The sequence below is a fragment of the Mesorhizobium sp. BHbdii genome, assembly GCF_053848045.1.
This window is the reverse complement of record NZ_JBSPKX010000008.1, coordinates 127,371-152,025: the sequence shown is the minus strand read 5'-3', so window position 1 is coordinate 152,025 and position 24,655 is coordinate 127,371. Positions and strand designations below refer to the sequence as shown.

Sequence of the window (24,655 nt, the reverse complement as noted above, 5' to 3'; positions counted from 1 at the left end):
AGGTCAATGGCCTTGTCGCGGAAGCCGCTCCTCCTCGTAACTGTCTTTTACGTTGGCCTGACCTTCGCAATCACTCAAGTTTTCCAGAAAATGGAAAACGCCGTGCCTGTTCAGCGGCGACACAGTGTTTGAACACTCAAGCAAATAAGAGGTTAATTTATGTCCAGACCAGACAAGCACAAGCTGTCGACGCTTTCCTTCAATACACTTTCGGTCCACGGCGGCAACGAGATCGACACGACGTCCGGTGCCATTCGCACACCGATCGTCATGGCCAATTCCTATGTGCTTCCTTACGATCCCTCCACAATGGATTGGTCCGACACCGAAACACCCTCCTATACGCGCAATTCCGGCCACAACCAGATCTGCCTGCAGCGAAAACTTGCAGCACTCGAAGGCAGCGAAGAAGCCGCCGTTTTTGCGACCGGCGTGGCGGCGCTGCATGCCGTGTTCTTCACCTTCCTGAAGACCGGCGACCATGTGATCGTCGGCGATGTCACTTACGAAGCCGTGTGGCGCCTGTTTGCGGAACTTCTGCCGCAGCGCTACCAGATCGAAGCGACTTTCGTCGACATGGGAGACATGGAGGCGGTGAGAGCCGCCGTGCGGCCGAACACCAGGTTGATCCATACCGAGACGATCGCAAACCCGACTACGAAGGTTGCCGACATCGCGACGCTGGCCTCGATCGCCAGAGAAGCCGGCGCCTTGTTGAGCGTGGACTCGACCTTCACCCCCCCGCCTTTCTTCCGGCCGCTTGCCCTGGGAGCGGACCTCGTCATCCATTCCTTGACCAAGTACATCAATGGCCATGGCGATGCGATGGGCGGCGTCGTCATCGGCTCGAAGGAGCTCATCCGTCACGTCAAGACAGATGCCCTGGTCGATCTGGGAGGAACGATCTCTCCCTTCAATGCCTGGCTGATCATGCGCGGCTCGGTCACCTTGCCGCTTCGGCTCAGGCAGCAGTTCTCGACCGCAGAGCTCGTCGCGCAATACCTCGCCACCGACAAGCGCATGGCCTATGTCACCTATCCCGGCCTCGAAACCCATGACCAGCACCAGCTGGCGAAAAAGCAGTTCGCCGGCAAGGGCTATGGCGCGGTGATGGCGTTCGCGGTCGAGGGCGATCCCGATACCCAGAACCGCTTTGTGTCCAATCTGAAGGTGATCACCTCCGCCGTCTCACTCGGTCACGACGAAAGTCTGATCGTGCACGTGGGCGGCAGCGGCCGCGGCGGCTCCGATCGCTATCCGCCCAACTTCCAGAAGTACGGGCACCTGCGTCTTTCCATCGGCCTTGAAGACCCCGAGGACCTGATTGCGGACATCAGATACGCTCTCGATCAAACCTTCGGCTGTTCCTCGGAGCCGATATAAAATCGGAATCCACGGTAATCGCCGAGGGCGGCGATTACCCCTGCGCGGGCTCGGGCCGGGTTCTCGCATCGAGATAGCCATGCTCGGCGGTGGCATGGATGGTGCCGGCCAAGTCGAATTCTTCCTCGGCGCCTTCGCGCACCGCGCACCCAGCCGGCGCAGCCGCTTCAGCGCCACCTTGATGTTGCAGGTGCCGAGCTCGACCGCGTCGTCGAAATTCCTGAACTCGCGCTTGAACGCGTCGCAGAACGTCCATGAGCTGGCGGATCAACGTCGGATTGACGCGTGCGGTCGGCTCGTCGAGCAGCAACAGCTTGGGATTTGCCATCAGGCAGCGCGCAAGCTCGAGAAGCTTCTTCTGGCCGCCGGAAAGAAGGGCGGCGGGATGGTTCTCCTTTTCACTAAGCCCGATCATTTGCAAAACTCTTCGGGCAGTTTCGATGTTCTGGGCTTCCTCTTTGCGTACCCTATTGGCTGGCAATATCACGGACAGGATACGATCGCCGAACTGCCCTTCGGGGACCAGCAAGAGGTTTTCCAGCGTCGCCGAAATCCGGCTCCCTTCGCACGAGGATTGACAGCAAAGGTTGATCACCTGCGTAGCCGATCGACGGCCTGACTCAGCAAATGGACACCGCGCTCTATTTGGCGCACGTCCAAAGCTGCGTAGCCCATCACCAAGCCAACATGGTCCGGCGAGCCCTCGGAAACGAGAGGATCGAAGAGTGGCATCACCGAGTAGACGCCAATGCCAGTCTTCCATGCTTTCTCGATCAGCTTGTCCGTCGCCGACCGGGGCAGTTCCCGGAGCCAAGCGACAATGTGTAGCCCCGCATTCTCTCCCGATACGCTAATGCGATCGCCAAATTTATAGTGAAGTGCGTTTAGAAGGGTTTCTCGCCGTTCATTGTTTCGACGACGAATCTTGCGCACGTGGCTTTCATAGGTGCCGCTTTCCAGCATTGCAGCGAGCGCCTCCTGGCCGGCAAGCGGAGTATGCCGGTCGACGAGTTGCTTGGCAGTTGCAAATACATCCTGAAGCTGGGGGGGCACGACCAGGTACCCGATACGCAGCGTTGGTGAGAGCGTTTTGGAGACCGTACCGACATAGATGACGTTGTCGCTGTCCTCCAGCCCGTGAAGCGGCGGCACAGGACTGATGTCGTAGCGATATTCACTGTCGTAGTCGTCCTCGATGACATAGGCGTCAGTTCGCCGTGCCCATGCGAGCAGCTGATGGCGACGTCCGATTGGCATGACGCCCCCCAACGGGAATTGATGAGAGGGCGTAACGTAGGCGAGCCGGGCTTCCCTACCCGTCAACAGATTCGTATTCATCCCGTCCTTGTCGACTTCGATCGACATGGGCTTGGCACCTGTCGCGGAGAAGATGTTCCTTGCCATGGCATAGCAAGGATTCTCGATGACGAACCGGTCGCCTGCGTCCAACAGGAGCCTTGCACAAAGGTCGAGGCCTTGCTGCGAGCCGTTGACGATTATGATCTGCTCGAGGTTGCACCGTAGGGTTCTCGCCCGCCAAAGGTATCCCTGCAGCGCTGCCCGCAGCTTGGGCGAGCCTCTTGGATCGTCGTATGCAAGCCGGTCCCGCCGTTGCGTTGCGGCAGCGACGACAGCTCGCTTCCAGGCGAGAACTGGAAAATCCGACGGAGCCAGGTCGCCGTAACGGAAATCCGCCAGCAGATTCCGATGAAGCATTTTGGGCCTCGGAGGAATAGCCTTTAGTCGTTCTCCGTAACCGGACAATTGCCCGCTTGGACGATGTCCTTGGGATCGTTTGGTGCCAAGCTGATCTATGGACGCTGGCATGGCGCGGGGGCGCACCCCCTGGCGCAGGTCCACAAACCCTTCAGCTGCCAATTGTTCGTAGGCAGCCGTTACCGTCGTTCGGGAGACGCTAAGTTCGGCAGCAAGACCCCGCGACGACGGGAGCAAGCCATTCTTGCCATAGACACCTTTGACGATCTGGTCCTTCAGCGCCTCATAGATCTGCCTGGCGCCCATTCCACCAGCGCGACTTTTCTTTGCCGCTTCGGACAACTGGACCATTAAAAATCTCCGCAACTGGACGTGTTTAGGTATCCAGCTTGCAGCTATTTACAGCGAGGGCCAAGAGGAAATAGCTCGTGATCAGAAGCAACGAAGAACTCGATCATCCGACAAACCAGATCGGTCATGGCGAGGCAGACCTGGGCTTCGCAACACGCGCAATTCACCACGGCTACGATCCCACAGGCTTTTCAAACGCGCTCCAGTCGCCGGTCTTCTTAACCTCAACCTATAGCTTCCCCAGTGTCGAGGCAAACGACGCCGCGGCGGCTCTGGGTGGCAAGCTATACGCACGTGAGCACAATCCGACCACCGAAATACTTGAGCAGCGGCTCGCCAGTCTCGAAGGCGCCGAATCCGGCCTGGCGGTAGCCACCGGGATGGCGGCCGTCGGCGCGCTCATGCTTTCTCTGCTCTCGCAAGGGGACGAACTGATCGTCCATAAAACGCTCTACGTGAACACCATAGCCATGGTCGAGGAAGCATTGCCGCGCTTCGGCGTAAAAGTAGTTCCTGTCGATCTGTCGGAACCCGCCAACCTCGATGCAGCAATTACCGACCGCACCCGTCTTGTCTATTTCGAGACGCCGGTTAATCCGCTAAGCGCCATCCTTGACATCGCTGCAATTTCAGCACGCGCCCATGCGCGGGGCATCAAAGTCGCTGTCGACAGCACCTTCGCCTCGCCAGCGCTGCAGCGGCCGATCGAGCATGGTGCGGATATCGTGCTCCACTCGCTTACCAAGTACATCAACGCCCACGGCGATGCATTGGGTGGGGCACTGCTCGGCGATGCCGAGACCCTCCACAAATTGCATGAGACCGGCCTGCGATACATCACTGGTGCGACACTGTCGCCGCTCGCCTCGTTCCTGATCTTGCGAGGCTTGAAGACTCTGACACTTCGCATGGAGAGGCACAGCACGACCGCGCTCACAATTGCGCGTATGCTTGAAGAGCATCCGGCCGTGGCCTGGGTGAGCTACCCGTTCCTGGACTCCCATCCCGGGCACGCGGTGGCCAAGAGGCAGATGTCGAACGGTTCCGGAATGTTGGCATTCGGGCTGCGCGCGGGCTACGAGGGCGCCCGCATGATGATGAACCGGCTGCGGCTCGTCGCTCGTGCTGTCAGCCTTGGACACGCCCACTCGCTCATCTGCGATCCGGCCAGCCTAACCCGCGCCCGTCAGAACGGCCATCTTGCGGAGGGTGTCGGCGAAGATCTGATCCGACTTTCCGTGGGCCTGGAAGAGCCGAAAGATCTCGTAGCTGATCTGCAGCAAGCCCTGGCTGTCTTGTAATGGCAGGCCAAGCCCAGGATGTGGTTGCCCAACGCCCTGCTCCACAACTCTCGGCCGAGGACGCCGATCGATTCGGACGTGATCCGGTTGCCAGATTCCAGGCCAATCTCGCCGCGGTGGAAGAGCGTATTGCCCTTGCCTGCAAGCGCGCCGGGCGCGACAGCGCTTCCATTCGGCTACTAGCGATCACCAAAACTGTGCCAGCCCATATTCTGCGCTTCGCCTTTGAGGCTGGCATTCGAACCTTCGGAGAGAACAGGATCCAGGAGGCCTGGGCCAAACGCGAGAAGCTCACCGATCTTGAGATCAACTGGAGTATCGTCGGGCATATGCAGACCAACAAGGTCAAGTATCTCACTCGGTTTGCCCGTGAGTTCCATGCGCTCGATAGCTTACGATTGGCCGACCTCCTCAACAAGCAGCTCGAACGCGAGGGGCGCTTTCTCGACGTCTATATCCAGGTGAACACGTCCAGCGAGAAGAGCAAATTCGGCCTCGACCCCGACGCATTACTGTCTTTCGTCGGCACGCTCGATCAGTTCCCGCGCCTCAGACCCCGCGGCCTGATGACCTTGGCGCTCTTTAGCAGTGACATGGACAAGGTACGGCCGTGCTTCCAGCTTCTGCGTCGCCTTCGGGACAAAGCCGTGCGGCGTAATCCAGCGCTGATTGAGCTTTCCATGGGCATGTCAGGAGACTTCGAGGATGCAATTGAGGAGGGGGCCAGCATAATACGCGTGGGACAGGCGATTTTCGGTAGGCGGCCGACGCCCGATGGTTTTTATTGGCCTGACCTGACAGGAACCGACTGATGCTGGATTCAATCTAGGAACGAGTCGTGCCCGCAAACAAGCTTACCGACCGAATGCGGCCTATGAGTTTGCCGTTTGTCGCATCGAACCAGGGGAGTACGCCAGAGTGACGATTCCACGCGGCCTGTCCGCCTTTCCGATCACCCCGAGTTCCAGCAACGGCAATGTCGATGAGATTGGCCTGCAGAAGCTGGTGGCACGTCTGGTCGCGGCGCGTGTCGATTCCATCGGGCTCCTGGGTAGCACCGGCACATACATGTATTTAACACGGCAAGAGCGCCGCCGTGCCCTGGAAACTGCGGTGGGCGAAGCTGGCGCGCGCACGCCTATAGTGGTCGGGATAGGCGCGCTGCGGACAGACGATGCGGTGACGTTGGCGCAGGACGCGAAAGCGATCGGCGCGGCAGCTGGATTGCTGGCGGCGGTATCCTATACCAGCCTAACCGATGACGAAGTATTTGGACATTTCTCCACTGTGGCGCTCGAAAGTGGCCTGCCGATTTTAATCTACGACAATCCTGGCACGACCCATTTTCGGTTTACTCCAGAGCTTGTCGGTCGGCTTGCAGCAGTACCTGGTATCGTCGGCATCAAGAACCCAGCCGGCGATCGCGATGAGACGACGCGCCATTTAGCGGAACAGCGTGCCATCGTCCCGGTGAGCTTTTCCATCGGCTATAGTGGAGACTGGCACGCGACCGAAGCCATGATCGCCGGAGCTGATACCTGGCACAGTGTGCTGGGCGGCCTGTTTCCCAGACCGTGCCAACAGATCGTAATGGCAGCCCGGCAAGGCAACGCCGACGAAGCGCGCCGGCTCGATGCCATGCTCGCGCCGCTTTGGAGTCTGTTCAGGCAATTCTCCAGCTTGCGGGTGGTTTACGCCCTCGCCGACATGATCGGGATCTGCCGGGCAGAGCCACCGCGTCCGATCTTGCCCCTGCCCGACGCAGCAAGACATCAAATAGCGGAGACGCTCAAATGCCTCCCTGGTGAAGTCACAGGGTAGCTCCGCGGAGCGCTCATGAGCCTCTAATGAAGATACGGCCGGGGGACTGGACTGCATGGATTTCATCAAACTGGCCCTTCTGTATGGTCCAGGGATTATGCAAGATGCTTCCAAAGCGAGCCTTGCTGAACCATGTCGGGTCCAAGACGTGCCATGAGTGAACCTATTGACGTTTCCACTGCAGGCGCCGTCGAAGGGCTTGCGTACAAGACCTGGCTCTGCAGGCTGTGCGGTTTCATTTACGACGAACGCGACGGCAGACCAGAAGAAGGCATCCCACCTGGCACCCGCTGGGAAGAGGTTGCTGATGACTGGATCTGCCCCGATTGCGGGACAGCCAAGAGCGATTTCGACATGGTCGAGATCTGAATAGGAACTGCCGCTTGCTTAGCAACGCGAACTTCTTCTGCTCCGATTTTGCCGCCAAAGGAACACCATGTACGTCCCGCCACATTTCGCCGAGTCGAGCACCGAGGTGCTGCATAGTCTCATCGAGAAAAACCCGTTTGGTAGTCTTATTACAAACGGCAAGAACGGACTCGACGCCAGCCACATTCCTTTCGAACTGAGTAAGGAGCAAGGGCATCATGGAGTGTTGCACTCCCACGTGGCACGAGCCAATCCGATCTGGCAGGACCTCGCAACCGGCGACGAAGTGTTGGTCATCTTCCGCGAAGCACACGCCTACATCTCGCCCAACTGGTATCCCAGCAAGCACGATTTCCACAAACAGGTTCCGACTTGGAATTACCGCGTCGCGCACGCCTATGGGCGTGCCACCATCCATGACGACGAACGCTATGTCCGAGGTATGGTTGCCCGGCTGACCAGGACTCAGGAGGCCGAGCAGACCGTGCCCTGGAAGATGACTGACAGTCCGAAAGAGTTCATCGACACTTTGCTCAAGGCAATCGTCGGCATCGAGATTGAGATCACCAGGCTCGTCGGCAAATCCAAGCTCAGTCAGAACAAAGAGGAACGCGACATTCGCAATGCCGGCGAGACGTTGAAAGCCCGAGGCGAGGCTGTGATGGGTGACGCCATGCTCGTAGCTGCAGCCGCCAAAGCTGAAGGCACTCAAATATAGTCGCTTGTGCATGCGCGACAGTAGATCCGGCGTCAGTTGTGCTGCTCCTGGCCTAAGCGCCGGGATGGCAAGCAGGAGGGCGTATGTAGTATTTCAACCTGCCCCTACGGCACTCGGCCGTACATATGTAAAGCCAAATAGTTAAGAGGAAAACTGATGCGACCAATCACCCGTCCTACCCTGTGCGCGCTCGCTATCCTTGTTGGGGGACAACACGCCCATGCTCGACAAGTAACGTGCCCGTCATCGCCGGAGGCTAAGATTTCTTTGAACATCGTGGGTGGCGAGCCGACCAAGATCGGACAGCATCCTTGGCAGGTCGCACTCTTTCTTGACGGGCGTCAGTGCGGTGGATCGGCGATCGCAAAGCGATGGATCGTCACAGCGGCGCACTGTTTGGCGGGTGTAACAGACGACGCAAAGGTCGAGGTCAAGGTAGGCGCTACAAATTACGATGATGGCGTTTCGTTCGAGGCAAAGAATTTTGTTGTTCACGAAGACTTTAACCCGGAGACATGTGAACATGACGTGGCGCTGGTGCGGGTGGACAGTACGCAACCCGCAGCAGTCATCCCCCTTGCTACCGCCAGTACGCAAATTGCTATTGGCGAGAACCTTACTGTGACGGGTTGGGGAAACACGTTAGAAGCCGGAGAATCAGAAGATGGAGAACCATCAAACCAGCTCCTAAAGGGCACGGTCCCGTACGTAGACAACGAAACGTGCAATCGTCCGGAGTCATATAATGGGGAGATCCTTGCTGGGATGATGTGCGCCGGAAGCGCCAGCGGCGGGACCGATTCTTGCCAAGGGGACAGTGGAGGTCCTCTGACCAAAGGCAATAACCCACAGAACGCCATCTTGGTTGGAATTGTATCCACTGGGGAGGGTTGCGGACAGGCCCTGAAGTACGGTGTGTATACGCGCGTGTCGTCTGAGCGCGAGTGGATCATGAAGGTGATGTCAAAATTCGGTGACTGAGGCGGCGAGTCGGGATGCGTGCGGGATGGAAAGTTGACGTTGCCGCGTCTAGCTGCCGGTCAGCATCCCGACCGCGCCTTCGGTGTTGGCCAGTTGTCGAAGCGAATCGGCCAGATCGCTCGCCCGCGTCGTCTTGCGCCAGGCCAAAATCGTCCAGCAACTCGGCCAGCTCCGCAGGCTCGGCCGCCAGACGCCGCCAGGCGAGGAGCAATAGCCCGGCGGGACCGGGATTTGTTGGTCTCGGGGGCAAAAAATCGCTGGGGCGGGTCAGCAGCACGGCGTCGCGAAGTATTGATTTATCTTCGACGCGCGCAGCCTCCCGCGCCGCCTGAGCGGCTGCAGCGAGCGCCAGCCGCTGCCGCCAGGCGCCGGCCCAGCGCTCTTGCCGGCGCAACCAGCGCATCGAGACTGCCGATGGCGGCGCCGGCGGCGACGCGACGTCCTCAAAACTTTTTCCAACAAGGCTTTGCGCGTCGGGAACGGCCCAGCGCAGCCAGCCCGGCACCACGACCGGCGCGGCCGGGGTGGTGCCGGGCAGCTTGCCGCGCGGGGTGCGGGCGCTTTCGGGCGAAGAATCATGCCCGACACGATGACCCACGACGCTTTTGCTAATGAACTTAGGCCGCAAGTGCCGAGCCTGTCGCCAGCATTTTATGCCGGTAAGGCGACATTTCCATCACTACAAGGTCTTGTTGCATGAATATGAAATTGTATATCTTTCAATAACCGCTCATATCGCGGATCAATACGACACTCCCATCGGTCCCGCACGCTAGGAAATGGCTCAAACGCCCGAAATGTTACTTTTGTAATAGAACTTTCTCCGCGCTATTCCGAACAATGCGCCAACTCACAGCTCCGGTGTTCCCCGGGCCGGTCCTGCCTTCGACGCACTGAGCAACCGGCAAGGCGTGCTTGCGGCCGCCTTTGCGGAGCGCGATGACCTCGCCTCCCCTATGCCATCCATGCAACTCGAGCGAGGAATGTGAAATTTCAGTCCTTCAGATAGGCGGGCCGGCGAATCGGACTTTCCGGAATGCCCAGCACGGGAAGCCCCAGTAGTCGCGCATGGGATCCAGATCATTTTGACCGGAGGCCACAGGCTCAATTGAGAGCTCTGTTCGCAGGGCTATGCACAGATCGGGGGCGCCCACCATTTCCGACCGGCTGTCGCACCGCAGACAGTTACCGATCCCTCGCCTCCGCAAATTGCAGGTCCGAAAGTCGCCCACGACCATGAGGCGGCAGCACCCCAAGCGAATTTTGCCCTGGGCGGTTTCAATGACGTCGTTACCCGCCGTAGCTGAGGGCGGCGCCTCGCCGTGGCCCTCAGCATATCATTGCCGTTCTGCTGCAGGGTGGCGGAATGCCTCGCCGACTGGTCCGGTGCTGGCGCGGTGCAGACCGCGATACAGCGAGTAGATGCGCAGTCCAGTCTGGAGTGGCTGGCGTTGTCAGGGGGATAGGTCAGGGAAACCCAGCCTCCTGCCTAGCCGGTGCGGAACAACGTGGTGAAGAAGTAGGTAAACTAACGGCCTTGCCGGGGGAACTGCACCACCTTGCCACGTGGGCGCGAATATTGTGCCGTTGCAATGGCCTCGAGCAACAAATCCAGGGCCGCACGGGATTTGCGGCTCGTGTCATCGTCGCCGCTGAGATAATGATAGGCTCGATCAAGATGCAACCAGGCAGCCGCGAAATCTGTTGTCAATGATGCCTCCATCGTGGCGCTCCCCAAGGGAGCCGTGCCATGCGCCGACAAAACGAAACGGAAATATCCACAAGGGCCTTTAATTCAAAGTCTAGCGGTATGGCGTGCAGCCCGCGTTTCGAAGCGCGGCGAGGAGCAGGTCGATGTGCCCGTGGATGTCATTGCGCGCCTGTTGGCGTAGCGGGAGACGATCCCAGCTTTCCAATGGATCGATTAAGCTGGCGAGTTCTCCATTGGCCGTGAAGGACACGACCGCCAGCCCGTCCTTGCTCAAGGCGAGGATTCCGGTTGTGCCGGTCGCATAGCGGATGGCCGCAATTCGCTGAAATTGAGGATCACCATCGACCCGGACCTCAAAAAGAAACCGCCCCGACGTCTGGTGGGCTAGCCTGGCTGCCTTGTCGCCAAAGCTCAGGGGCAGCAGCCGAACGCTTGCGGCCGCCATTTCGAACAAGAGAGCATCGAGGCCAACGTCTGCCGCCATGCGCAAACTGTGCGCGAAGCCGCAGCCAGCGCAATCAGGCCATGCAAGTTGTTCACAGCATCAAAGATGGGCTGGCCTCGCGAGAGCTCTCATGGCCACCGCAACCGTGACAAGCAGCTGCAAATTGTCATAGGCCTGCCCACTGTGAGTGCGATCAGCAAATTGCGGCGGACCTTCGGGACGAGCGGCAGGGTGGTTTCAGGCAATACTCCTGCGGAGCGCCTCCCTTAAGAAGCGGGTCAATGGTTATGCCGAATTGATTTTTCCTGCCCAGCCCCGGCAGTTCTGGAGCGGACTGTTTTTGACGGTCTGATGAGGTGGGCATTTCAGTTGCGTTGAGATCGCTGCATAATGGCGCCGCATCATCGGAAGACGCTTCGAGACAGGCTCAACTCGGTACGATCGCTCCCGGGACTCCCTGCCCTCGTAATTGATCAAGGTGACGTCGGCGGATGCCTGCGGCGGAACCGAATAGCTCCTCCGACGATTCCCAGCTTCTCATCCTCCGATCAGGGGCGCTCACGCTGCCCGTCGGTAGGTCCAGAGCTGTGCGGGCGGGATGTTGCGGACGACGAAATCATAGTGCGACACGACATAGCGGTCCGGCATCTTGATCACTGGTAATTAAGGTCCGCAGGTAATTTGAATCGAAGGGCTCCCAGCAGGAATGCGGGCTAGCAAATCCTCGAACAGGGCACTGCGCTGCTCCATCGGAAAGCTCAACATCGGCACTGCGCTTTCTCCCTGCTACGGAGCTATTTGTCCGGGTCATTTTAACTAGGCGCCCGCCGCCACGGGCGGGCGACGCCGGCATCAACCGGCGGGCAGATGCGCCGAGGGCAACAAGCGCGCCTGACGCAACGCCGCCAGATCGGCCGAGCCGGTGCAGAAGCAGGCAACGGCCAACTGGCGGATGACGATCTCGAAATGCGCGACGACCGCCTCGGTGGACACCGTCGCCGCGCGCAGCACGCCGGCCGCCTGCCCCGCGATGTCCGCGCCCAGGCGGATGGCCTTGGCCACGTCGACGCCGTCGCGGATCCCGCCCGAGGCGATCAGCTTCACCGTTGGCAGCGCCCGACGTACCGCCTTCACGCTGGCCGGGGTCGGAATCCCCCAATCGGCGAACGCCATCGCCACTGCACGGTCGGCGACATCGCGGGCGCGCTCGCCCTCCACCGCGGCCCAACTGGTGCCGCCAGCGCCGGCGACATCGATCACCGCCACGCCCGCCTCGACGAGCGCACAGGCCACCGAGGCGGACAGGGCCGACCCCACTTCCTTGGCCACGATCGGCACGCCCACACTGCGCGCGGCGCGAGCGATCTGCGCCAGGATGCCGCGCCAGTCGCGGTCGCCCTCCGGCTGTACCGCTTCCTGCAGCGGATTGAGATGGACGATGAGCCCATCGGCCTCCAGCGCATCCACCGCCCGGCACGCCAGGTCCAAGCCGTCGGCCTCGCGCAGTTGCGCGGCGCCGATATTGGCCAGCAAGGGAACGTCTGGGGCCATACGGCGCACCGCGTGCGTCAGCCCCTGGGAGTTGCGGGATTGCAGGCTCACGCGCTGCGAACCGACGCACATGGCGATGCCCAAGGCTTGCGCTGCCTCGCTCAGATGCCGGTTGATGGCCTCCGCGCGTGGCATGCCGCCGGTCATGGAGCTGATCAGCAGCGGCGCGCGCATGGTCTTGCCCAGCAGCGAGGCGCGCAGGTCGATCTGCGTCAGGTCCAACTCGGGCAATGCGCAGTGTTCGAAACGGATGTACTCCCAGCCGGCGGCGACCGTGGCCCGCGCCGTTCGCCGATCCAGCACGATGTCCAAATGGTCGTCCTTGCGCCGGCTCAGGGCGGTGTCGCTCATGCTCGCTCCATCCGTCGAATCGGGCGACGGCGTTGCGTCGGATCGGACCGACGGCAGCGCGCGCACGCCGCCGCCTCCCGCGCGTTCAGGCCGGCGCACGCTGGCCTCCCCCCGCAGCGTCGCTGCGGTAGCGGCTGGTCGAGGTCTGATAGTACTGCGCGCGGATGGCCGCCATGGCCTCGATCAACGGTCCCCACGGCGCGGGAAAGCGTTCTTCCGCCATCGCCTGGTGCAGCATGCGAGTATGGCCGGCCAGCTCGTCGTTGAGGAACTCCAGCACAGGCATGGCCGGATAGCGCTGCAGCAGCAGGACCGCCGCGTTGTCGGCCTCGCCGTCCGACCTGTCCTTGTCGCGTCCATGCAGATCGTTCTGCAGGCGCCCTATCGCGGAGATGAGCCGCAGGACCTGGCGAAACGCGGGACGCGCGCGCAAGGTCGCCATGTCCAGCCCCCACAGCAACGACAGGCAACAGAGCACGTTCGCGTAGGCGATCGAATCGATGCCGTTGTGCAGGTACTCGGCGTAGGACCAGCGTTCCGCCCCTGCCGCCTTCGCGTGTCCGGCGCGCAGCGCCGCGCAGTAACACCGGGTATCATCGAGAAGCTGAGCATAGTCGCGACGATCGTAGGCGAGCGCGGTCAGCGAAGCGCGCAGCACAGCGCAGCCCTCGAATCCGGGGAGCGCGCACGGCACGCCCTTCCCCAGCGCCTGCTCCACCGCAGTGAGCTGCTCCGGGCCGATCAGGCCACGGTCGTTGCAGTCGTCGAGCCAGAACAGCAGCGCCAATTCGCGATAAAACGCCACGATCAGCGTTTCGTCCTGCGGATCGCGGCCGGTGCGGGCGCTGGTGTCGCGCAGGCTCGGGTGGATGCGCTGCAGGATGTACTGGCCGCCCCTGACCGCTTCCACGGCATGCTCGTCGGCGAACCCGGTCAGGGAATGCCCCCACTCCAGCACCTGCTGCAGCGCGCGTTCGGTCTGGATCATGGCGCAGCTCCTGCTCCCTCGGCCAGGACGCGCCGCCCCCAACCGAGCGCCAGCCACAACCCGGCGAGTTCGGCCACGCGCACGACCCGGGTGGGGCAATACAGTTCCTTGCCGATCCACAGCGGCGTCTGCGGCAAGGCATGCGCCGCATGGCGGGCGAGCATCCACTTCAGCGCACGCGCCACCGCCTGCGCGATGCGCCGGCGCCCTGTCGGCTCTTCGCCCCCTTCGATCACGTGCAACGCGAACAGCGCATAGGCGGTTTCCTCGAATGTGGACGCGCGACCGGCGCCCCAGCCGCCGTCGTCGCTCTGCGCCTGCAGCAGTGCCGCCAGCGCGCGCTCGTCGCGCCACTGGGGCTTGCCTTGCGCAAGCGCAGCGATCGCATGCGCGGTGGGATACAGCCACGAAACGTGCCATTTTTCGTTGTCCCATAGACCGTTCGGGTTGCGATTGGCTTCGACGTAGGCGCTGGTGCCGGCAGCGGGCTTTCCCAACAGTCGCAACGCATGCAGGGCATGGATGTTGGTCGACACCGAGGCATTGCGCTCGCCGGGGAAAGTGACGAACAGCTCGCCGGTTTCGAAATGGCGCAACGCATCGACCGCCGGGTCGCGGCCTGCAAGGCGCAGGACGCCCAACGCAACGGCGGTGTCATCAGCATCGGCCGCGAAGTGCAAGGCCGGGCCCAGACCGCGCACGCCCAGCCGGGCATCGAGCTGTGCGACGACCACGCGCACCGCCTCGGCGAGCGCGGGATGCGCGAACAGCCCGGCCAGATGCAGGGTGTATAGCGACCAGCACGGCTCGAACACATTGATCGGCCAGACGCCGGGAACGACACCTTCGATGCCGCTGCGGGTCGCCCGCGATGCCGCCTGCAGATACGCGTCGGCGCGCCCGACCTGCGGCGTGCTCCCCTGTGTCACGGCGTGCGCACGCCACGCGGCGGTGGCCGCCGGACTGATGCCGATGCTGCCGTCGTCATCCGGGCATGCGGTGGTCGGCGACGTCCCCCAGGCTTCCCAGGAGTGTAGCAACGGATGGCCGCTCGGCAACGTCGCCACCGCCCCCAGCTTGACCATGCGCGCTTGCCGCAACGGCAACAGCGCCGCGTGGCGCGGAAACGCCACGCCGCCCAGCAAGGATGCGGCCTCGCCGCACAATTGCGGCAGGATCAGCTCCGCGCCGATCGGCGCGTCTTCCGGCACCGCATGCGCGTAGGGATCGGGCTGGCGCTCGAGGAATCGGGTTGCAGCCTGGACTGCATCGGCAGCGCCGGGAAGAGGATCGGCACGCTGCAATGCCAGCAACGCCGCCCACGTGGGCGCATGTCGGAACAGCGGGAAGTCCGCGATTCCCCATCCGCCATCGGCCTGTTGCTGCGCAATGAGCCACGCGTATGCGTCCTGCCGACCGGTGGCGTTGCCGTGGAACTGCAGAGCTCGCGCCGTGTCGTAGACGGACGGACCGACGCCGCCGCCGTCGCTCATCTCGCTCAGCAGGTGGCGCAGTTCGGAAAGGATCTGTTCGGACAGCGTGTTCACGCGGGACGTTCCTTCTGGCAGGCGGTTGACGAGAACCAGGATCGGGCAGACGCCGGTCCGCCGCATAGGGTTGTTGCGCGCAGCGCGCCGCTATGCGCCGTGGCCGTGCTGGCCAACTGCAGCAATCGGCGCCGCGGACTCGGACACAGCGCAGCATGCACCGCTGCCGCCGGCCGATCGCAACGGCAAAGGGGCAATTCCATGCGTACGGGCGCGCTCATGCGCATGGCGCGTGCTTGTACAGATACGCATTGGCCCGCTGCAGCATCTGCGCCAACCGTTCCGCACGCGGCCCCAGCGGGACGATGGCCTCCCCGGCGTCGCGCAACAAATCCAGCGCGAACTGGCGCGCTGCCTGCAGCCCCATGATCGACGCGCAGGTCGGCTTCTGCGCCGCCGCGTCCTTGCCGGGGGTCTTGCCCAGCGTCGCGGTGTCCGCTGTCGCGTCGAGAATGTCGTCGACCACCTGCAACGCCAGCCCGAAACAGGCGCTGTAGCGATCGAGCGCACAGTACAGCGCAGCGCGTGCGGCATCCTCCGCGATGGCGGATAGCGCGCCCATGCGAACGGACGCGCGCACTAGCGCTCCGCTCTTCATCCGGTGCATCGCCACGATCGTGTCCAGCTCGACGTGCTTTCCGACCAGCGACAAATCCATGGCCTGCCCGCCTGCGGCACCCTCGGCGGACACCGCCTGCGCCAGTTCGCGCACGAGCGCGATACGGTTGTCGCCCGGCGCATCCAGGCTCGCCAGGGTCAGGAAAGCGTGCGCCTGCAGCGCATCGCCGACGAGGATCGCAGTGGCTTCGCCGAACTTGACGTGCACGGTTGGAAGGCCGCGGCGAAGCACGTCGTCGTCCATCGCGGGCAGGTCGTCGTGGACCAGGGTACAGGCGTGCATCATCTCGATGGCGGCGCCGACGTCGTCGAGCATGTGCGCCGGCGTGTCGGCCAGTGCGCCGGCAGCCAGACAGAGCAAGGCGCGGGTGCGCTTCCCGCCATGCAAGGTGGCGTAGCGCATCGCCGCCAACAGTTCGGTCTTATCGTCTTCTTCGGCGTCGAGAAGACGCGCCAGCGCCTGTTCGACCCGCTTTGCGCCGTCCTGCATCCAGATCTCCGGCAGCAGCCTGCCGGATGCGCCGCACGCCTGCGCACCCAATCTGCCGAGCGCGGAAACGCCAGTTCGGTCGTCGTGTAGCGTGGAACCGGTCTGCACGTTGTTCATGTCCTTGTACCTGACAGGAGACGGCCACCGCGAGCGGCAGCCGCCGTGGTGTTGCCGGGGTCGCACCGAGCGCGCGCAAGGTGCAGCAATGCCGCGCGTCGCCGGCGCCGCTGCCTCGCCACACGGGACATGCGATGCCAGATCATGAGAATCCGATGCGGATTTTCATGGACGGATGTGCGGTCGGGTAATAGCGCCGGCCTTTTTCGACGCCGCTCAGCAACCGCGGCCGCAACCCGGCCTTGTGCATGGTCAGCGCCAAGGCGATGCAGAACTGCACCATTTCCAGCCATACCAGGTGGTAGCCGATGCAGACGTGCGGGCCGGTACCGAACTGCAGCATGTCCACCGGCCGGATCGGCTCCGTGCGTTGCAGCCACCGCTCCAGGCGGAACTGATCAGGCGCCTCGTGCAGCAGCGCCGAGGTCGAGAAATGCAGCAGCGGGATGCACAGGTCGGTGCCCACGGGAATCCGCCGCTGGCCGAGTTGCAATTCTTGCAGCGCGCGCCGCGGCAGGAGCGTGATCGCCGGATGCACGCGCAGCGTCTCGCGGAACAGCGCCTCGGCGACCGGACACTGCGCCAGGTCCGCGTGCCGGGTCGGCACCGCGCCCACGCGTTGCGCCTCCTCGACCAGGGCGTCCCACAACACAGGCCGCCGCGCCAGCTCGATCACCAACCAGGCCATCGTCGAGGCGGTGGTGTCGTGACCGGCAAGCAGCAGCACGCGGATATTGGCGACCAGGACGTCATCACAGAGCGCATCGTCACTGCCATCGAAGGCGCTCACCATGTCGTTGATCACCCCGGTGCGCGCGGCATGCGCGCGCGCGTCGCGGACGAACAGGCGCAACTGCGCGTCGATCCAGTCGCGGGCGGCGCGGCCGCGCCGCAAGGGCAGTCCGGGCAGGTCGACCGGGGGCGCGACGACCAACTGCAGCAGTTGCCGGTACTTGCGATGCCATCCCGGCAGGTCCTGCGCGGGGATTCCCATGAGGCTGAAGATGAGCTTGAGCATCAGGTCGCCGGTTTCAGGCAGGATGGTTACCTCACGGCGGTCGCGCCACGCCTGCACCCGCGCCAGGATGACGGGCGCGAACAGGTCGCCGATGCCGGCCTGGGTCAGTCCCTTGGGCAGGAACGCCGCCTTGATCGCATCGCGCGCCTGCCGGTGCGCGCCGCCGTCCTGGGCGACCAACGTTCCGCCAAGCAATTCGGGCGCGATCTCTTCGATCAGCGCCGAGGACACGTCCTTGTCCCTGAGCAGTGCGAACGCGTCAGGATCCATGCAGGTCATCAGGTGTCCGGCAGGGCCGAAATTCAGCCAGAAGTGGCTGCCCAGCGTCCGTTCCGCGCGCCGCAGCAGCCGCGGCAGGTCGCAGGCGATGGCGGGAAGATGCCCGACCAAGGGGAAAGCGCCGGGCACGACCGGGATGTCGTACCGCAGCCGGTGCCGACGGTTCAGTGGGTTGAGCAGCATGTTCATCAGCAGCGCGCCGCTTCGGCAGTGTCGCCGGCAGCCCGCGCGTCGGGGCTGTTGCCACCATCGGCGTATGTCGGCACATGCGCCAGCATGCCGCCGTCGATACACACGACCTGGCCGGTGATGAACGCAGCAGCGTCGGAGAGCAGGAACGCCACCAGCGCGGCCACGTCCTCGGGTCGGCCGACGCGCGGCAAGAGCTGGTGCCGGTGAAGATGCCGTTGCATGCGCTCGTCCAGCTTGGCGAGGAGACGCTCGGTCATGATGAGACCCGGCGCAACCGCGTTGCAGCGGATCTGCGCATGGCCGTACTGGGTGGCGAGCGAGGCCGACAGCATGTTCATCGCCGCCTTCGACGCGGCGTAGGACGTCTGCGCGGTGTCACCGCTGAGCCCCTGGCACGACGACATGTTGACGATCGCGCCACCGCCGCGGGCGATCATCCGTGGGATGGCCTGCCGGCAGCAGAGCAGCGTGCCGCGCAGATTGGTCGCCATGGTCTGATCCCAGACCGCCAGGTCCAAGTCGAGGATCGCGCGGTCGCGGGGGGTCAGATGCATGGCGCTCGCGTTGTTCACCAGCAGGTCGACCCCACCGAAGTGCCCCTCCGCCGTTTCGAACAGTGCTGTCACCGCCTCCGCATCGGCGATGTCCATGGCCAGGTCCAGCGCGTGGCCCGCTTCGGCCGCGATTTGCGCGGTGCACGCGATGGCCGCCGAGCCGTCAATGTCGGCCACCACCACTCTGCCGCCCTCGCGCGCGATGGCGAGGGCGCATGCCTTGCCGATGCCGGCGCCGGCGCCAGTTACCACGGCCACCTTGCCTTCAAACCGTCCCATCGTGTCCTCCTGGATTGCGTTGGTCTTTCGCGGCAGGCTGCTCGGCCTCCGCCGGAGAAGGCGCAGGGTCGGCGCTGGCGCGCTCGTCATTGCCCGCGTCGCTTTCGATGACCCGAATGGCGGCGACCGGGCACTGGCTGGCCGCGAGCCGCACCGCGGCGTGCAGCGCCTGCGGGACCATCGCCACGCACACTTCTGCCACGCCGTCCGGTTCGCGCTGGCGAAAGGTGCCCGGCAGCGTCAGCACGCACTGGCCGGTGGTTCCGCACAGATCCTGGTCGACCACGACGCGCATCTCAGCCCCCCGCCTGCGCATGCAGCCGCACCGGCAGCGCGCGAAACGTCCTAAGGAACGCGGAGGGCTCCCGGGTCGGCTGCTCGGCCAATGCCAGCGTGGGGAAGCGCGCCTGGATCCGCGGCAGGCTCTCGGCCAACTGCACCCGGGCCAGTTGCGCACCGAGGCAGAAGTGGATGCCGTGGCCGAAGCTCAGCATGATCTTCCCCTCGGTCGACATGCCAGGACTGGTGCCGTAGAACCGCGCGGGATCGAAGCGGTCGGGATCGGCGAAGGCGTCCGGGTCGCGATTGCCGGCCGCGATCAGCACGCGCACGTCCGCGTTCTTCGGGATCACCACGCCGCTCAGTTCGATGTCGCGCTGGGCGATACGCGGAATGGAGCTGAACATGGCGGGCGCGTCGCAGCGCAGGACCTCTTCGACGAATGCCTCCACCCCCATGGCGTCTCCCTGCAGCCAGTGCCGCTGTTCGGGATACGCCAGCATCGCCAGGACCGCATGGTCGATGGTCGCAGCAGTGGTGGCGAAGCCGCCCAGCAGCATGCCCCACAGCATGCTGATCAACTCCGCATCCGACAGCGTGTCGGTGTCGTGGTCGTGTGCGCCGACCAGCGTCGACACGATGTCGTGGCGGGGATCGGTGCGCTTGCGCTCTACGAGGTCGCCGAAGTAGGCCTGCACCGTGGCGCTGGCCTCGTCCGCCGCGGCGAGCTGGGGATCGCTGGCGTGCGGCCTCAGGCCTTCCAGAATGGCGCCGATGCCTGCGGCGAACCCGAACATGTCGTCCTGGGGCATGCCGAACAGTTCGGCGAAGACCAGCATAGGCAAGGCCAGCGCGAATTCCCGATGCAGGTCCACCGCCTCCCCGCGCTCCAGCGGGGGCGCCATGCCGTCCAGGCGCGCTGCGACGATGCGCGCGATGCTCGGCCGCAGGTTGTCGATCTGGAGCATGGTGAAATCGCGCGAGATCAGCCGGCGCAGACGTGTATGCGTCGGTGGTTCCTTCATCGCTAGCGTGGACGCCAGCAGGTTAAGCGACAGGCTGGTCGCCGCACGCGGGAAATAGCGCGCCAGTTCGCCCGGCGCCGGTCCCCGAAACGCATCGCCCGTAGCCTTGAGCGCCCAGTAGATGTCGGCGTGGCGGCTCAATAGAAAGAGGCCCGACGCCGCGCGATGCACCGGATCGTGCTCGCGCAACCACCGCATGAACGGATACGGGTCGTGGATGCACGCTGGCGACGCCAGTTCGGCGAAGGCGTCCCGGCATGCTGCCGTGGTTTCTTGCACGTCCATCTTGGTTACCTGTTGGCTGGCTGATCTGACCGGCGCGCGCCAGGCGCGCCGGCAAATTGCGGAGAAGATCGCGATTCCCGGCGGCGTCCGCGCATCACCAGAGCACCGGGAACTCCTCGAACCCGCCAGTGATAATCTGCTTGCGCAACTTCAGTTCTTCGGGCGCAACGGCCAGGCGCAGCGCGGGAAAGCGCTGGAAGATCGAACCGAACACCACCTTGAGTTCCAGCCTGGCCAGCGCCATGCCGATGCAGTAGTGCGGCCCGTGGGAGAACGCCAGGTGCGGATTTTCGTCGCGTGCGATGTCGAAGATTTCCGGGTCGTCGAAATGGCGCGGATCAAACGACGTCGCCGGCAGGCCGACCAGCACCTTGCTCTCCGCGGGAATATGCACGCCTGCGATGGTCACGTCGGTTCTCGGATAGCGCATGATGCCGTCCCAGCCCGCGCCCGGCGGGTACATGCGCATGATTTCCTCCACCGCCTTGTCCACCAGGGATGGATCGCCGACCAGGCGTTTGCGCTGTTGCGGATGGCGGAACATGGCCAGCAGGCCGAATTCGATCTGCGCGAGGGTGCTCTCGTGCCCGGCCACCAGCATGCCCGCCGCCAGGCCGATCGCCTCTTCCTCGGTCGCCTTGCCCTGGTCGACCGCCGCGAGCAAATCCGTCAGCAGGTTGTCGCCCGGATCCTGACGCTTGTCCCGCATCTTGCCGCGAATGTAGGCGCGCAGTTCTTCCCAGGCCAGGCGCGACGCGCTACGCGGGCCGCTTTCATGCTGGTGCGTCATCACCTCGTCGGACAGCCCGGCGAAAAAGGCGTGATCCTCGTAGAGCACGCCCATCAGCGCGCTGATGACCATGGCCGGAAGCGGAAAGGAGAGGTGGCGCCGCAGGTCGGCGGGCTGGGTCTGGGCCGCGAGCGTCTTGAACAACTGCGCGGCGATCGCCTCGACCTGGTGCGCGAGCAGCTTCACCCTGCGGTTGCTGAAGGCCGGCGCCACGATCGTGCGTAACCGGGCATGCTCGCCCCCCTCGTGCGAGACCAGCCACCCCGGCGAACCGAGAATCACCGAATCCGGGGTGAATGCCGCCGGCGGCATTCCCGCGGGCCGGAACGCCGCGTCGGACAGCACCGCCTTGGCCTCATCGTAGCCTGTCACCCACCAGCCTTCGTGCCCGGACGGGAAGCGCACGCGGTGGATCGGGCCGTTGGCGCGTAGCGCCAACATCTCGGGCGAGGGCTCGATGTGATCGACGCGCCACATCGGCAGCGTCGCCAAGGGTTGTTCGGACATAGTGGCGCTTCACTCTCTAAGCGATGGAAGGGCGGAATGTGACCGGCAGGCGCTGGAGATCAAGGCAATCGTAGAGACGATGATGGAGGCCTGCAGATCCACCATTGAGCGGATCAAGGTTCTCGACGCGCGCGTTCGCACTGCCGCGAAACAGAATACCAGGGCCGCCTGTTCATGACGGCTCCCGGCGGCGGCGGCGTGATCGCGCTGTCGGTTGCCTCTACCTGCGACGATGCTTCCCGCTTTCGTCGATCCTCCATTGCCGGCGCCCATCTCGGTCTCGCGCCCAAGCGCTATGAATCCGGCGAGGTCACTCGAAAGGTCCGCGTTTCGAAGCGCGGCGACGAGCTCACGCGAACCCACCAATATGAAGCCGCCAATGTGATCCTCACGCGACAGATTGGCTTCTCTTCTCTGAACGCCTGGGGCCTGAAGATCGCCAAGGGCGCCGGCTTCAAGGGCGCCGGCTCCAAGAAGGCAAAGGTCGCAGTGGCGCGCAAGCTCGCCGTCATCCTCCACGGAATGTGCAAGACGAAGGAGCCGTTCCGCTACGCGGATGCGCCAGCCTGAGGACGAGCTTCGCCGTCCTACCCAAACCCCTTTTCCCGAGATGCGTCCTGCCGGGACGCGGCGCGGATGAGGTTGCTCCCTGGCATGCGGGCCAACGGAACCCGCGAACACCACTTCGACCCACCCGTTCCAACGCAAACATGCGACGACCCTTGCGATCGACCCCGGAGAGAACTCTGAGCTCGGCACGCGCTGCATCAATTGCGAGGAAGGAGCGCATTGACAGAGGCGATTAGAGAACCCCCTGGGGCATGATCGCGGTCGGCCACGGGACCATCTGGGTCCGGCTCGCACCAAGGGATATAATGCTTCAAGCACAGCACATAGCGAGGACCGCACGGCGAACGGTTCAATGTGTGTCCCGGCTGCCTGTTCCAGGTGCTCGAACGCGAACTAACATTTGATGAGGCTTGGGCTGAGGCCAAAGCCGTGAGGAGGAAAGCTGCTGCTGCAAGGGCGCGTGTCATGGATATTCTCCGCTATGGGGATGGGACTGTCGTTTTGCCGAACTGAGATAGCTACCTGTAGTTGGCGTGTAATGTCACAGCTGTAAGAGCAAGAGCCATGCCAGAGGCGCAGCAGTCGGTTCTTGTTGAATTCCATCACGTCTCGAGGTGAGCGGGTAACGTTGGTTTGTCGAATTCCTTACAAAATGGACGGACCGAATACATCCGGGGCATAGGCAGTGCCCGTCATCAGCGGGAACCAGCAAAGGTCCCCTGCGTCGAGAGCCGACAAATCGCCGCGCTCCCAGCACCGGACAAGATGGTAGACAAGATGGTCTCCAAAGCACGTGCATCGCGCTCGACCGGTTACCACGGCTCGTGACGTACCCGAGGGAGGCGGACACGCACCTAAACGGACCCCGCTGATTTCAGCCGGCAAAACTCCCGGCTATCAGGGGCCGACGCTGCTCGTCTACATCGAAGACGCGACCGGCAAGCTGCTGCACCTTCGCTTTGCGGTTGCCTGAGCTCGGCGCGGGCGCCACTTCTTCCTGATCGCTTCGTGCCTTGCTGGCCCGCTATGGCCGCCCGGACAGAGTTCGATGCCACCCGTTCCGCGGGGCCTTCCTGCCGGCGGCGAGCCATGCCAGGACGGCATCCCGTTCCCTATCGAACTTTCGACGGGATCGAAAGCTCCTCGCGCTGTTCGGGTCGACGCTATCGCCGACGAGAAGGACGTCACAGCCTGCACGTCAACGGCTTTGCCATGGGCGCGATGTAGAGGTGAAACCGTTCTTTTGGGTTCCTTCCGTGAGGATCTCAAAAGCGGTCCTGGTCCGTGCACAGCCCTCTCCACCGCAAGGATCGGCGCGTCGCCTGCCGGGCACCCGACAGCAGTATCCGATTGATCTGCTCCCAAGTCTCAGACCGGATCGCGCTGATCGTCTTTTGCAGCACCGACTTCTGCGGGCTCCAGGACAACGGCAAGCGGGCAAAGGCGCGAAACGAGGCTGAGTCCTCGAGGTGGAAGGCCAACTCCTGGTAGCTCAGTTGCCGATATTGCTTCAGCAGAGCGCAGCGTAGCACTGCTTCAGCGGGCAGGCCCCGCCGCCCGGTGGCCTTGACCCCGACCCACACCAAATCGCGAGCCACCAAGCCAAGCAAATCGCGATACTCATCCAGCCATCGCGACATCGCTTCCACTCGCGATCGATCTCGTGCGCGGCGAAAAGATCGAGTAAGCTGACTTGGACGGTGCGTTCTTGACGCATTGTCGGCTCCGGCGATGGCAGGGATTTGGAATCAGTGGCATGATGCAAAACTACCTGAAGCCGCCGGGCCTTGCTTGCACAAAGCTACGACTCGCTCAAACTTTGCCGTTCATGGACGGAAACTAGCTAAGGACAAAGCAGCAGCTTCAAGAGAAGGATAGAGGCTTCGTCTTTCATCCGTCTGGCTTGCCAAGTCGGGGCGAGACGCAATCTGATTTCCGTCGGACCACGGCACCGGGTCCATCTCGAACGCCAAGCTCGCCTGGACGGCAGGAGGGCAGCACCTTCGCTCCAAGCCGATGCAGAACGGAATCTGCGAAGCCTTGAACGGCCGCAGCGGGACGAGCGAGCGAACGAGATACTCTCAGTATGAAACCTCGATCACGCGCGATCAGTGATCGCTAGATGGGTCGCCGGATGCAGCGAACGGCGCCAGCATTCGGCGCTCGGATCACAGCTGCGGCCCTATGCAGCCACGCTAACAGCAACACACGGCTGCGCAACTCGACGGGCCCCGGCGATCGCTTTGCTCAATCCCGCTCTCACACGCGCAATTCTCAACCGAGAACTCTGGCGTCAGCCGGTGCCAAAGCTGGTCACAGCATTTTGTCCGCGTCCGATTGACGACAATCTGTGTTCAGATCCAGACATCCTAGGGGGTAGGATCAAGCCGGCCGGGGCGATTCCTCCGATTTAGGGTCG

Annotated in this window: 22 protein-coding genes and 4 pseudogenes; 8 read left to right on the top strand and 18 right to left on the bottom strand. The window is 63.2% G+C overall.

Going from position 1 to position 24,655, the window contains the following annotated elements:
• Positions 1 to 159: 159 nt before the first annotated feature.
• Positions 160 to 1,383 carry a trans-sulfuration enzyme family protein gene (locus tag ACWTU8_RS28505; RefSeq protein WP_455850749.1) on the top strand — a complete coding sequence of 408 codons (1,224 nt, stop codon included), beginning with the start codon at positions 160 to 162 and terminating at the stop codon, positions 1,381 to 1,383.
• A 49-nt stretch (positions 1,384 to 1,432) separates the two neighbouring features.
• On the opposite strand, the pseudogene ACWTU8_RS28500 reads toward ACWTU8_RS28505, so the two are convergent.
• The 3 genes and pseudogenes from ACWTU8_RS28500 to pdxR form a co-directional block, all read right to left on the bottom strand.
• Positions 1,433 to 1,617, bottom strand: a pseudogene (locus tag ACWTU8_RS28500) (VWA domain-containing protein); the annotation flags it as partial.
• A gap of 112 nt (positions 1,618 to 1,729) precedes the next feature.
• Positions 1,730 to 1,870 (bottom strand): annotated as a pseudogene (locus tag ACWTU8_RS28495) (ABC transporter ATP-binding protein); the annotation flags it as partial.
• Between the two features lie 104 nt (positions 1,871 to 1,974).
• Entirely contained in the window at positions 1,975 to 3,450 is a 1,476-nt protein-coding gene (pdxR, locus tag ACWTU8_RS28490) for a MocR-like pyridoxine biosynthesis transcription factor PdxR (protein ID WP_455850748.1), read from the bottom strand.
• Between the two features lie 80 nt (positions 3,451 to 3,530).
• On the opposite strand from pdxR, the gene ACWTU8_RS28485 reads away from it, so the two are divergent.
• From ACWTU8_RS28485 to ACWTU8_RS28460, 6 genes are all read left to right on the top strand, one after another.
• A complete protein-coding gene (locus ACWTU8_RS28485; protein ID WP_455850765.1) occupies positions 3,531 to 4,751 on the top strand; it encodes a trans-sulfuration enzyme family protein in 1,221 nt (406 codons plus the stop codon).
• A complete protein-coding gene (locus ACWTU8_RS28480; protein WP_455850747.1) occupies positions 4,751 to 5,563 on the top strand; it encodes a YggS family pyridoxal phosphate-dependent enzyme in 813 nt (270 codons plus the stop codon). The genes ACWTU8_RS28485 and ACWTU8_RS28480 overlap by 1 nt, the downstream gene beginning before the upstream one ends.
• Before the next feature lie 106 nt (positions 5,564 to 5,669).
• The gene (locus ACWTU8_RS28475) at positions 5,670 to 6,572 is read left to right on the top strand and encodes a dihydrodipicolinate synthase family protein (protein WP_455850746.1); all 903 of its coding nucleotides are present in this window, start codon (positions 5,670 to 5,672) and stop codon (positions 6,570 to 6,572) included.
• A 153-nt stretch (positions 6,573 to 6,725) separates the two neighbouring features.
• A complete protein-coding gene (locus ACWTU8_RS28470; RefSeq protein ID WP_455850745.1) occupies positions 6,726 to 6,941 on the top strand; it encodes a rubredoxin in 216 nt (71 codons plus the stop codon).
• 67 nt (positions 6,942 to 7,008) lie between these two features.
• A complete protein-coding gene (locus ACWTU8_RS28465; protein ID WP_455850744.1) occupies positions 7,009 to 7,659 on the top strand; it encodes an FMN-binding negative transcriptional regulator in 651 nt (216 codons plus the stop codon).
• A gap of 276 nt (positions 7,660 to 7,935) precedes the next feature.
• A complete protein-coding gene (locus tag ACWTU8_RS28460; protein WP_455850764.1) occupies positions 7,936 to 8,640 on the top strand; it encodes a serine protease in 705 nt (234 codons plus the stop codon).
• On the opposite strand, the gene ACWTU8_RS28455 is transcribed toward ACWTU8_RS28460, so the two are convergent.
• The 14 genes and pseudogenes from ACWTU8_RS28455 to ACWTU8_RS28390 form a co-directional block, all read right to left on the bottom strand.
• The gene (locus ACWTU8_RS28455; protein ID WP_455850743.1) at positions 8,609 to 9,268 is read right to left on the bottom strand and encodes a DUF1403 family protein; all 660 of its coding nucleotides are present in this window, start codon (positions 9,266 to 9,268) and stop codon (positions 8,609 to 8,611) included. The two genes, ACWTU8_RS28460 and ACWTU8_RS28455, sit on opposite strands and share 32 nt — an antisense overlap.
• A 172-nt stretch (positions 9,269 to 9,440) precedes the next feature.
• On the bottom strand, positions 9,441 to 9,611 hold the full coding sequence (locus tag ACWTU8_RS28450) for an antitoxin Xre/MbcA/ParS-like domain-containing protein (protein WP_455850742.1): 171 nt from the start codon (positions 9,609 to 9,611) through the stop codon (positions 9,441 to 9,443).
• 557 nt (positions 9,612 to 10,168) lie between these two features.
• Positions 10,169 to 10,363, bottom strand: coding sequence for a hypothetical protein (locus ACWTU8_RS28445; protein WP_455850741.1), 195 nt, complete (start codon positions 10,361 to 10,363; stop codon positions 10,169 to 10,171).
• Positions 10,364 to 10,442: 79 nt separating this feature from the next.
• Positions 10,443 to 10,835, bottom strand: coding sequence for a hypothetical protein (locus ACWTU8_RS28440; RefSeq protein ID WP_036263749.1), 393 nt, complete (start codon positions 10,833 to 10,835; stop codon positions 10,443 to 10,445).
• Between the two features lie 519 nt (positions 10,836 to 11,354).
• Positions 11,355 to 11,573 (bottom strand): annotated as a pseudogene (locus ACWTU8_RS28435) (phospholipid N-methyltransferase PmtA); the annotation flags it as partial.
• Between the two features lie 75 nt (positions 11,574 to 11,648).
• Positions 11,649 to 12,698 carry a type 2 isopentenyl-diphosphate Delta-isomerase gene (gene fni / locus ACWTU8_RS28430; protein WP_455850740.1) on the bottom strand — a complete coding sequence of 350 codons (1,050 nt, stop codon included), beginning with the start codon at positions 12,696 to 12,698 and terminating at the stop codon, positions 11,649 to 11,651.
• 85 nt (positions 12,699 to 12,783) lie between these two features.
• Positions 12,784 to 13,686, bottom strand: coding sequence for a terpene synthase family protein (locus tag ACWTU8_RS28425; protein ID WP_455850739.1), 903 nt, complete (start codon positions 13,684 to 13,686; stop codon positions 12,784 to 12,786).
• Positions 13,683 to 15,233, bottom strand: a complete 1,551-nt coding sequence (locus ACWTU8_RS28420; RefSeq protein WP_455850738.1) for a hypothetical protein — start codon at positions 15,231 to 15,233, stop codon at positions 13,683 to 13,685. Before ACWTU8_RS28420 ends, ACWTU8_RS28425 begins: the two co-directional genes overlap by 4 nt.
• Positions 15,234 to 15,450: 217 nt before the next feature.
• Positions 15,451 to 16,458, bottom strand: coding sequence for a polyprenyl synthetase family protein (locus ACWTU8_RS28415; protein ID WP_455850737.1), 1,008 nt, complete (start codon positions 16,456 to 16,458; stop codon positions 15,451 to 15,453).
• A gap of 142 nt (positions 16,459 to 16,600) precedes the next feature.
• Positions 16,601 to 17,944 (bottom strand): cytochrome P450, encoded by a 1,344-nt coding sequence (locus tag ACWTU8_RS28410; RefSeq protein ID WP_455850736.1) that lies wholly within the window; start codon positions 17,942 to 17,944, stop codon positions 16,601 to 16,603.
• Positions 17,944 to 18,780, bottom strand: a complete 837-nt coding sequence (locus ACWTU8_RS28405; protein ID WP_455850735.1) for an SDR family oxidoreductase — start codon at positions 18,778 to 18,780, stop codon at positions 17,944 to 17,946. The genes ACWTU8_RS28410 and ACWTU8_RS28405 overlap by 1 nt, the downstream gene beginning before the upstream one ends.
• Complete coding sequence (locus ACWTU8_RS28400; RefSeq protein WP_027155443.1) at positions 18,767 to 19,075, bottom strand: ferredoxin; 309 nt, start codon at positions 19,073 to 19,075, stop codon at positions 18,767 to 18,769. Before ACWTU8_RS28400 ends, ACWTU8_RS28405 begins: the two co-directional genes overlap by 14 nt.
• Position 19,076: 1 nt before the next feature.
• Complete coding sequence (locus tag ACWTU8_RS28395) at positions 19,077 to 20,369, bottom strand: cytochrome P450 (RefSeq protein ID WP_455850734.1); 1,293 nt, start codon at positions 20,367 to 20,369, stop codon at positions 19,077 to 19,079.
• Positions 20,370 to 20,463: 94 nt separating this feature from the next.
• Positions 20,464 to 21,666 (bottom strand): cytochrome P450, encoded by a 1,203-nt coding sequence (locus ACWTU8_RS28390; protein ID WP_455850733.1) that lies wholly within the window; start codon positions 21,664 to 21,666, stop codon positions 20,464 to 20,466.
• A gap of 174 nt (positions 21,667 to 21,840) precedes the next feature.
• On the opposite strand from ACWTU8_RS28390, the gene ACWTU8_RS28385 reads away from it, so the two are divergent.
• Positions 21,841 to 22,236 carry a transposase gene (locus tag ACWTU8_RS28385; protein WP_455850732.1) on the top strand — a complete coding sequence of 132 codons (396 nt, stop codon included), beginning with the start codon at positions 21,841 to 21,843 and terminating at the stop codon, positions 22,234 to 22,236.
• 1,319 nt (positions 22,237 to 23,555) lie between these two features.
• Here the strand turns inward: ACWTU8_RS28385 and ACWTU8_RS28380 are convergent.
• Positions 23,556 to 23,953 (bottom strand): annotated as a pseudogene (locus ACWTU8_RS28380) (transposase); the annotation flags it as partial.
• Between the last annotated feature and the right edge of the window lie 702 nt (positions 23,954 to 24,655).

Coding starts and splice junctions, on each gene's coding strand:
- ACWTU8_RS28385 (WP_455850732.1), top strand. CDS start 21,841: ATGACGGCTCCCGGCGGCGGCGGCGTGATCGCGCTGTCGGTTGCCTCT.
- ACWTU8_RS28405 (WP_455850735.1), bottom strand. CDS start 18,780: ATGGGACGGTTTGAAGGCAAGGTGGCCGTGGTAACTGGCGCCGGCGCC.
- pdxR (WP_455850748.1), bottom strand. CDS start 3,450: ATGGTCCAGTTGTCCGAAGCGGCAAAGAAAAGTCGCGCTGGTGGAATG.
- ACWTU8_RS28505 (WP_455850749.1), top strand. CDS start 160: ATGTCCAGACCAGACAAGCACAAGCTGTCGACGCTTTCCTTCAATACA.
- ACWTU8_RS28395 (WP_455850734.1), bottom strand. CDS start 20,369: ATGGACGTGCAAGAAACCACGGCAGCATGCCGGGACGCCTTCGCCGAA.
- ACWTU8_RS28445 (WP_455850741.1), bottom strand. CDS start 10,363: ATGGAGGCATCATTGACAACAGATTTCGCGGCTGCCTGGTTGCATCTT.
- ACWTU8_RS28440 (WP_036263749.1), bottom strand. CDS start 10,835: ATGGCGGCAGACGTTGGCCTCGATGCTCTCTTGTTCGAAATGGCGGCC.
- ACWTU8_RS28465 (WP_455850744.1), top strand. CDS start 7,009: ATGTACGTCCCGCCACATTTCGCCGAGTCGAGCACCGAGGTGCTGCAT.
- ACWTU8_RS28425 (WP_455850739.1), bottom strand. CDS start 13,686: ATGATCCAGACCGAACGCGCGCTGCAGCAGGTGCTGGAGTGGGGGCAT.
- ACWTU8_RS28480 (WP_455850747.1), top strand. CDS start 4,751: ATGGCAGGCCAAGCCCAGGATGTGGTTGCCCAACGCCCTGCTCCACAA.
- ACWTU8_RS28415 (WP_455850737.1), bottom strand. CDS start 16,458: ATGAACAACGTGCAGACCGGTTCCACGCTACACGACGACCGAACTGGC.
- ACWTU8_RS28410 (WP_455850736.1), bottom strand. CDS start 17,944: ATGAACATGCTGCTCAACCCACTGAACCGTCGGCACCGGCTGCGGTAC.
- ACWTU8_RS28390 (WP_455850733.1), bottom strand. CDS start 21,666: ATGTCCGAACAACCCTTGGCGACGCTGCCGATGTGGCGCGTCGATCAC.
- ACWTU8_RS28400 (WP_027155443.1), bottom strand. CDS start 19,075: ATGCGCGTCGTGGTCGACCAGGATCTGTGCGGAACCACCGGCCAGTGC.
- ACWTU8_RS28470 (WP_455850745.1), top strand. CDS start 6,726: ATGAGTGAACCTATTGACGTTTCCACTGCAGGCGCCGTCGAAGGGCTT.
- fni (WP_455850740.1), bottom strand. CDS start 12,698: ATGAGCGACACCGCCCTGAGCCGGCGCAAGGACGACCATTTGGACATC.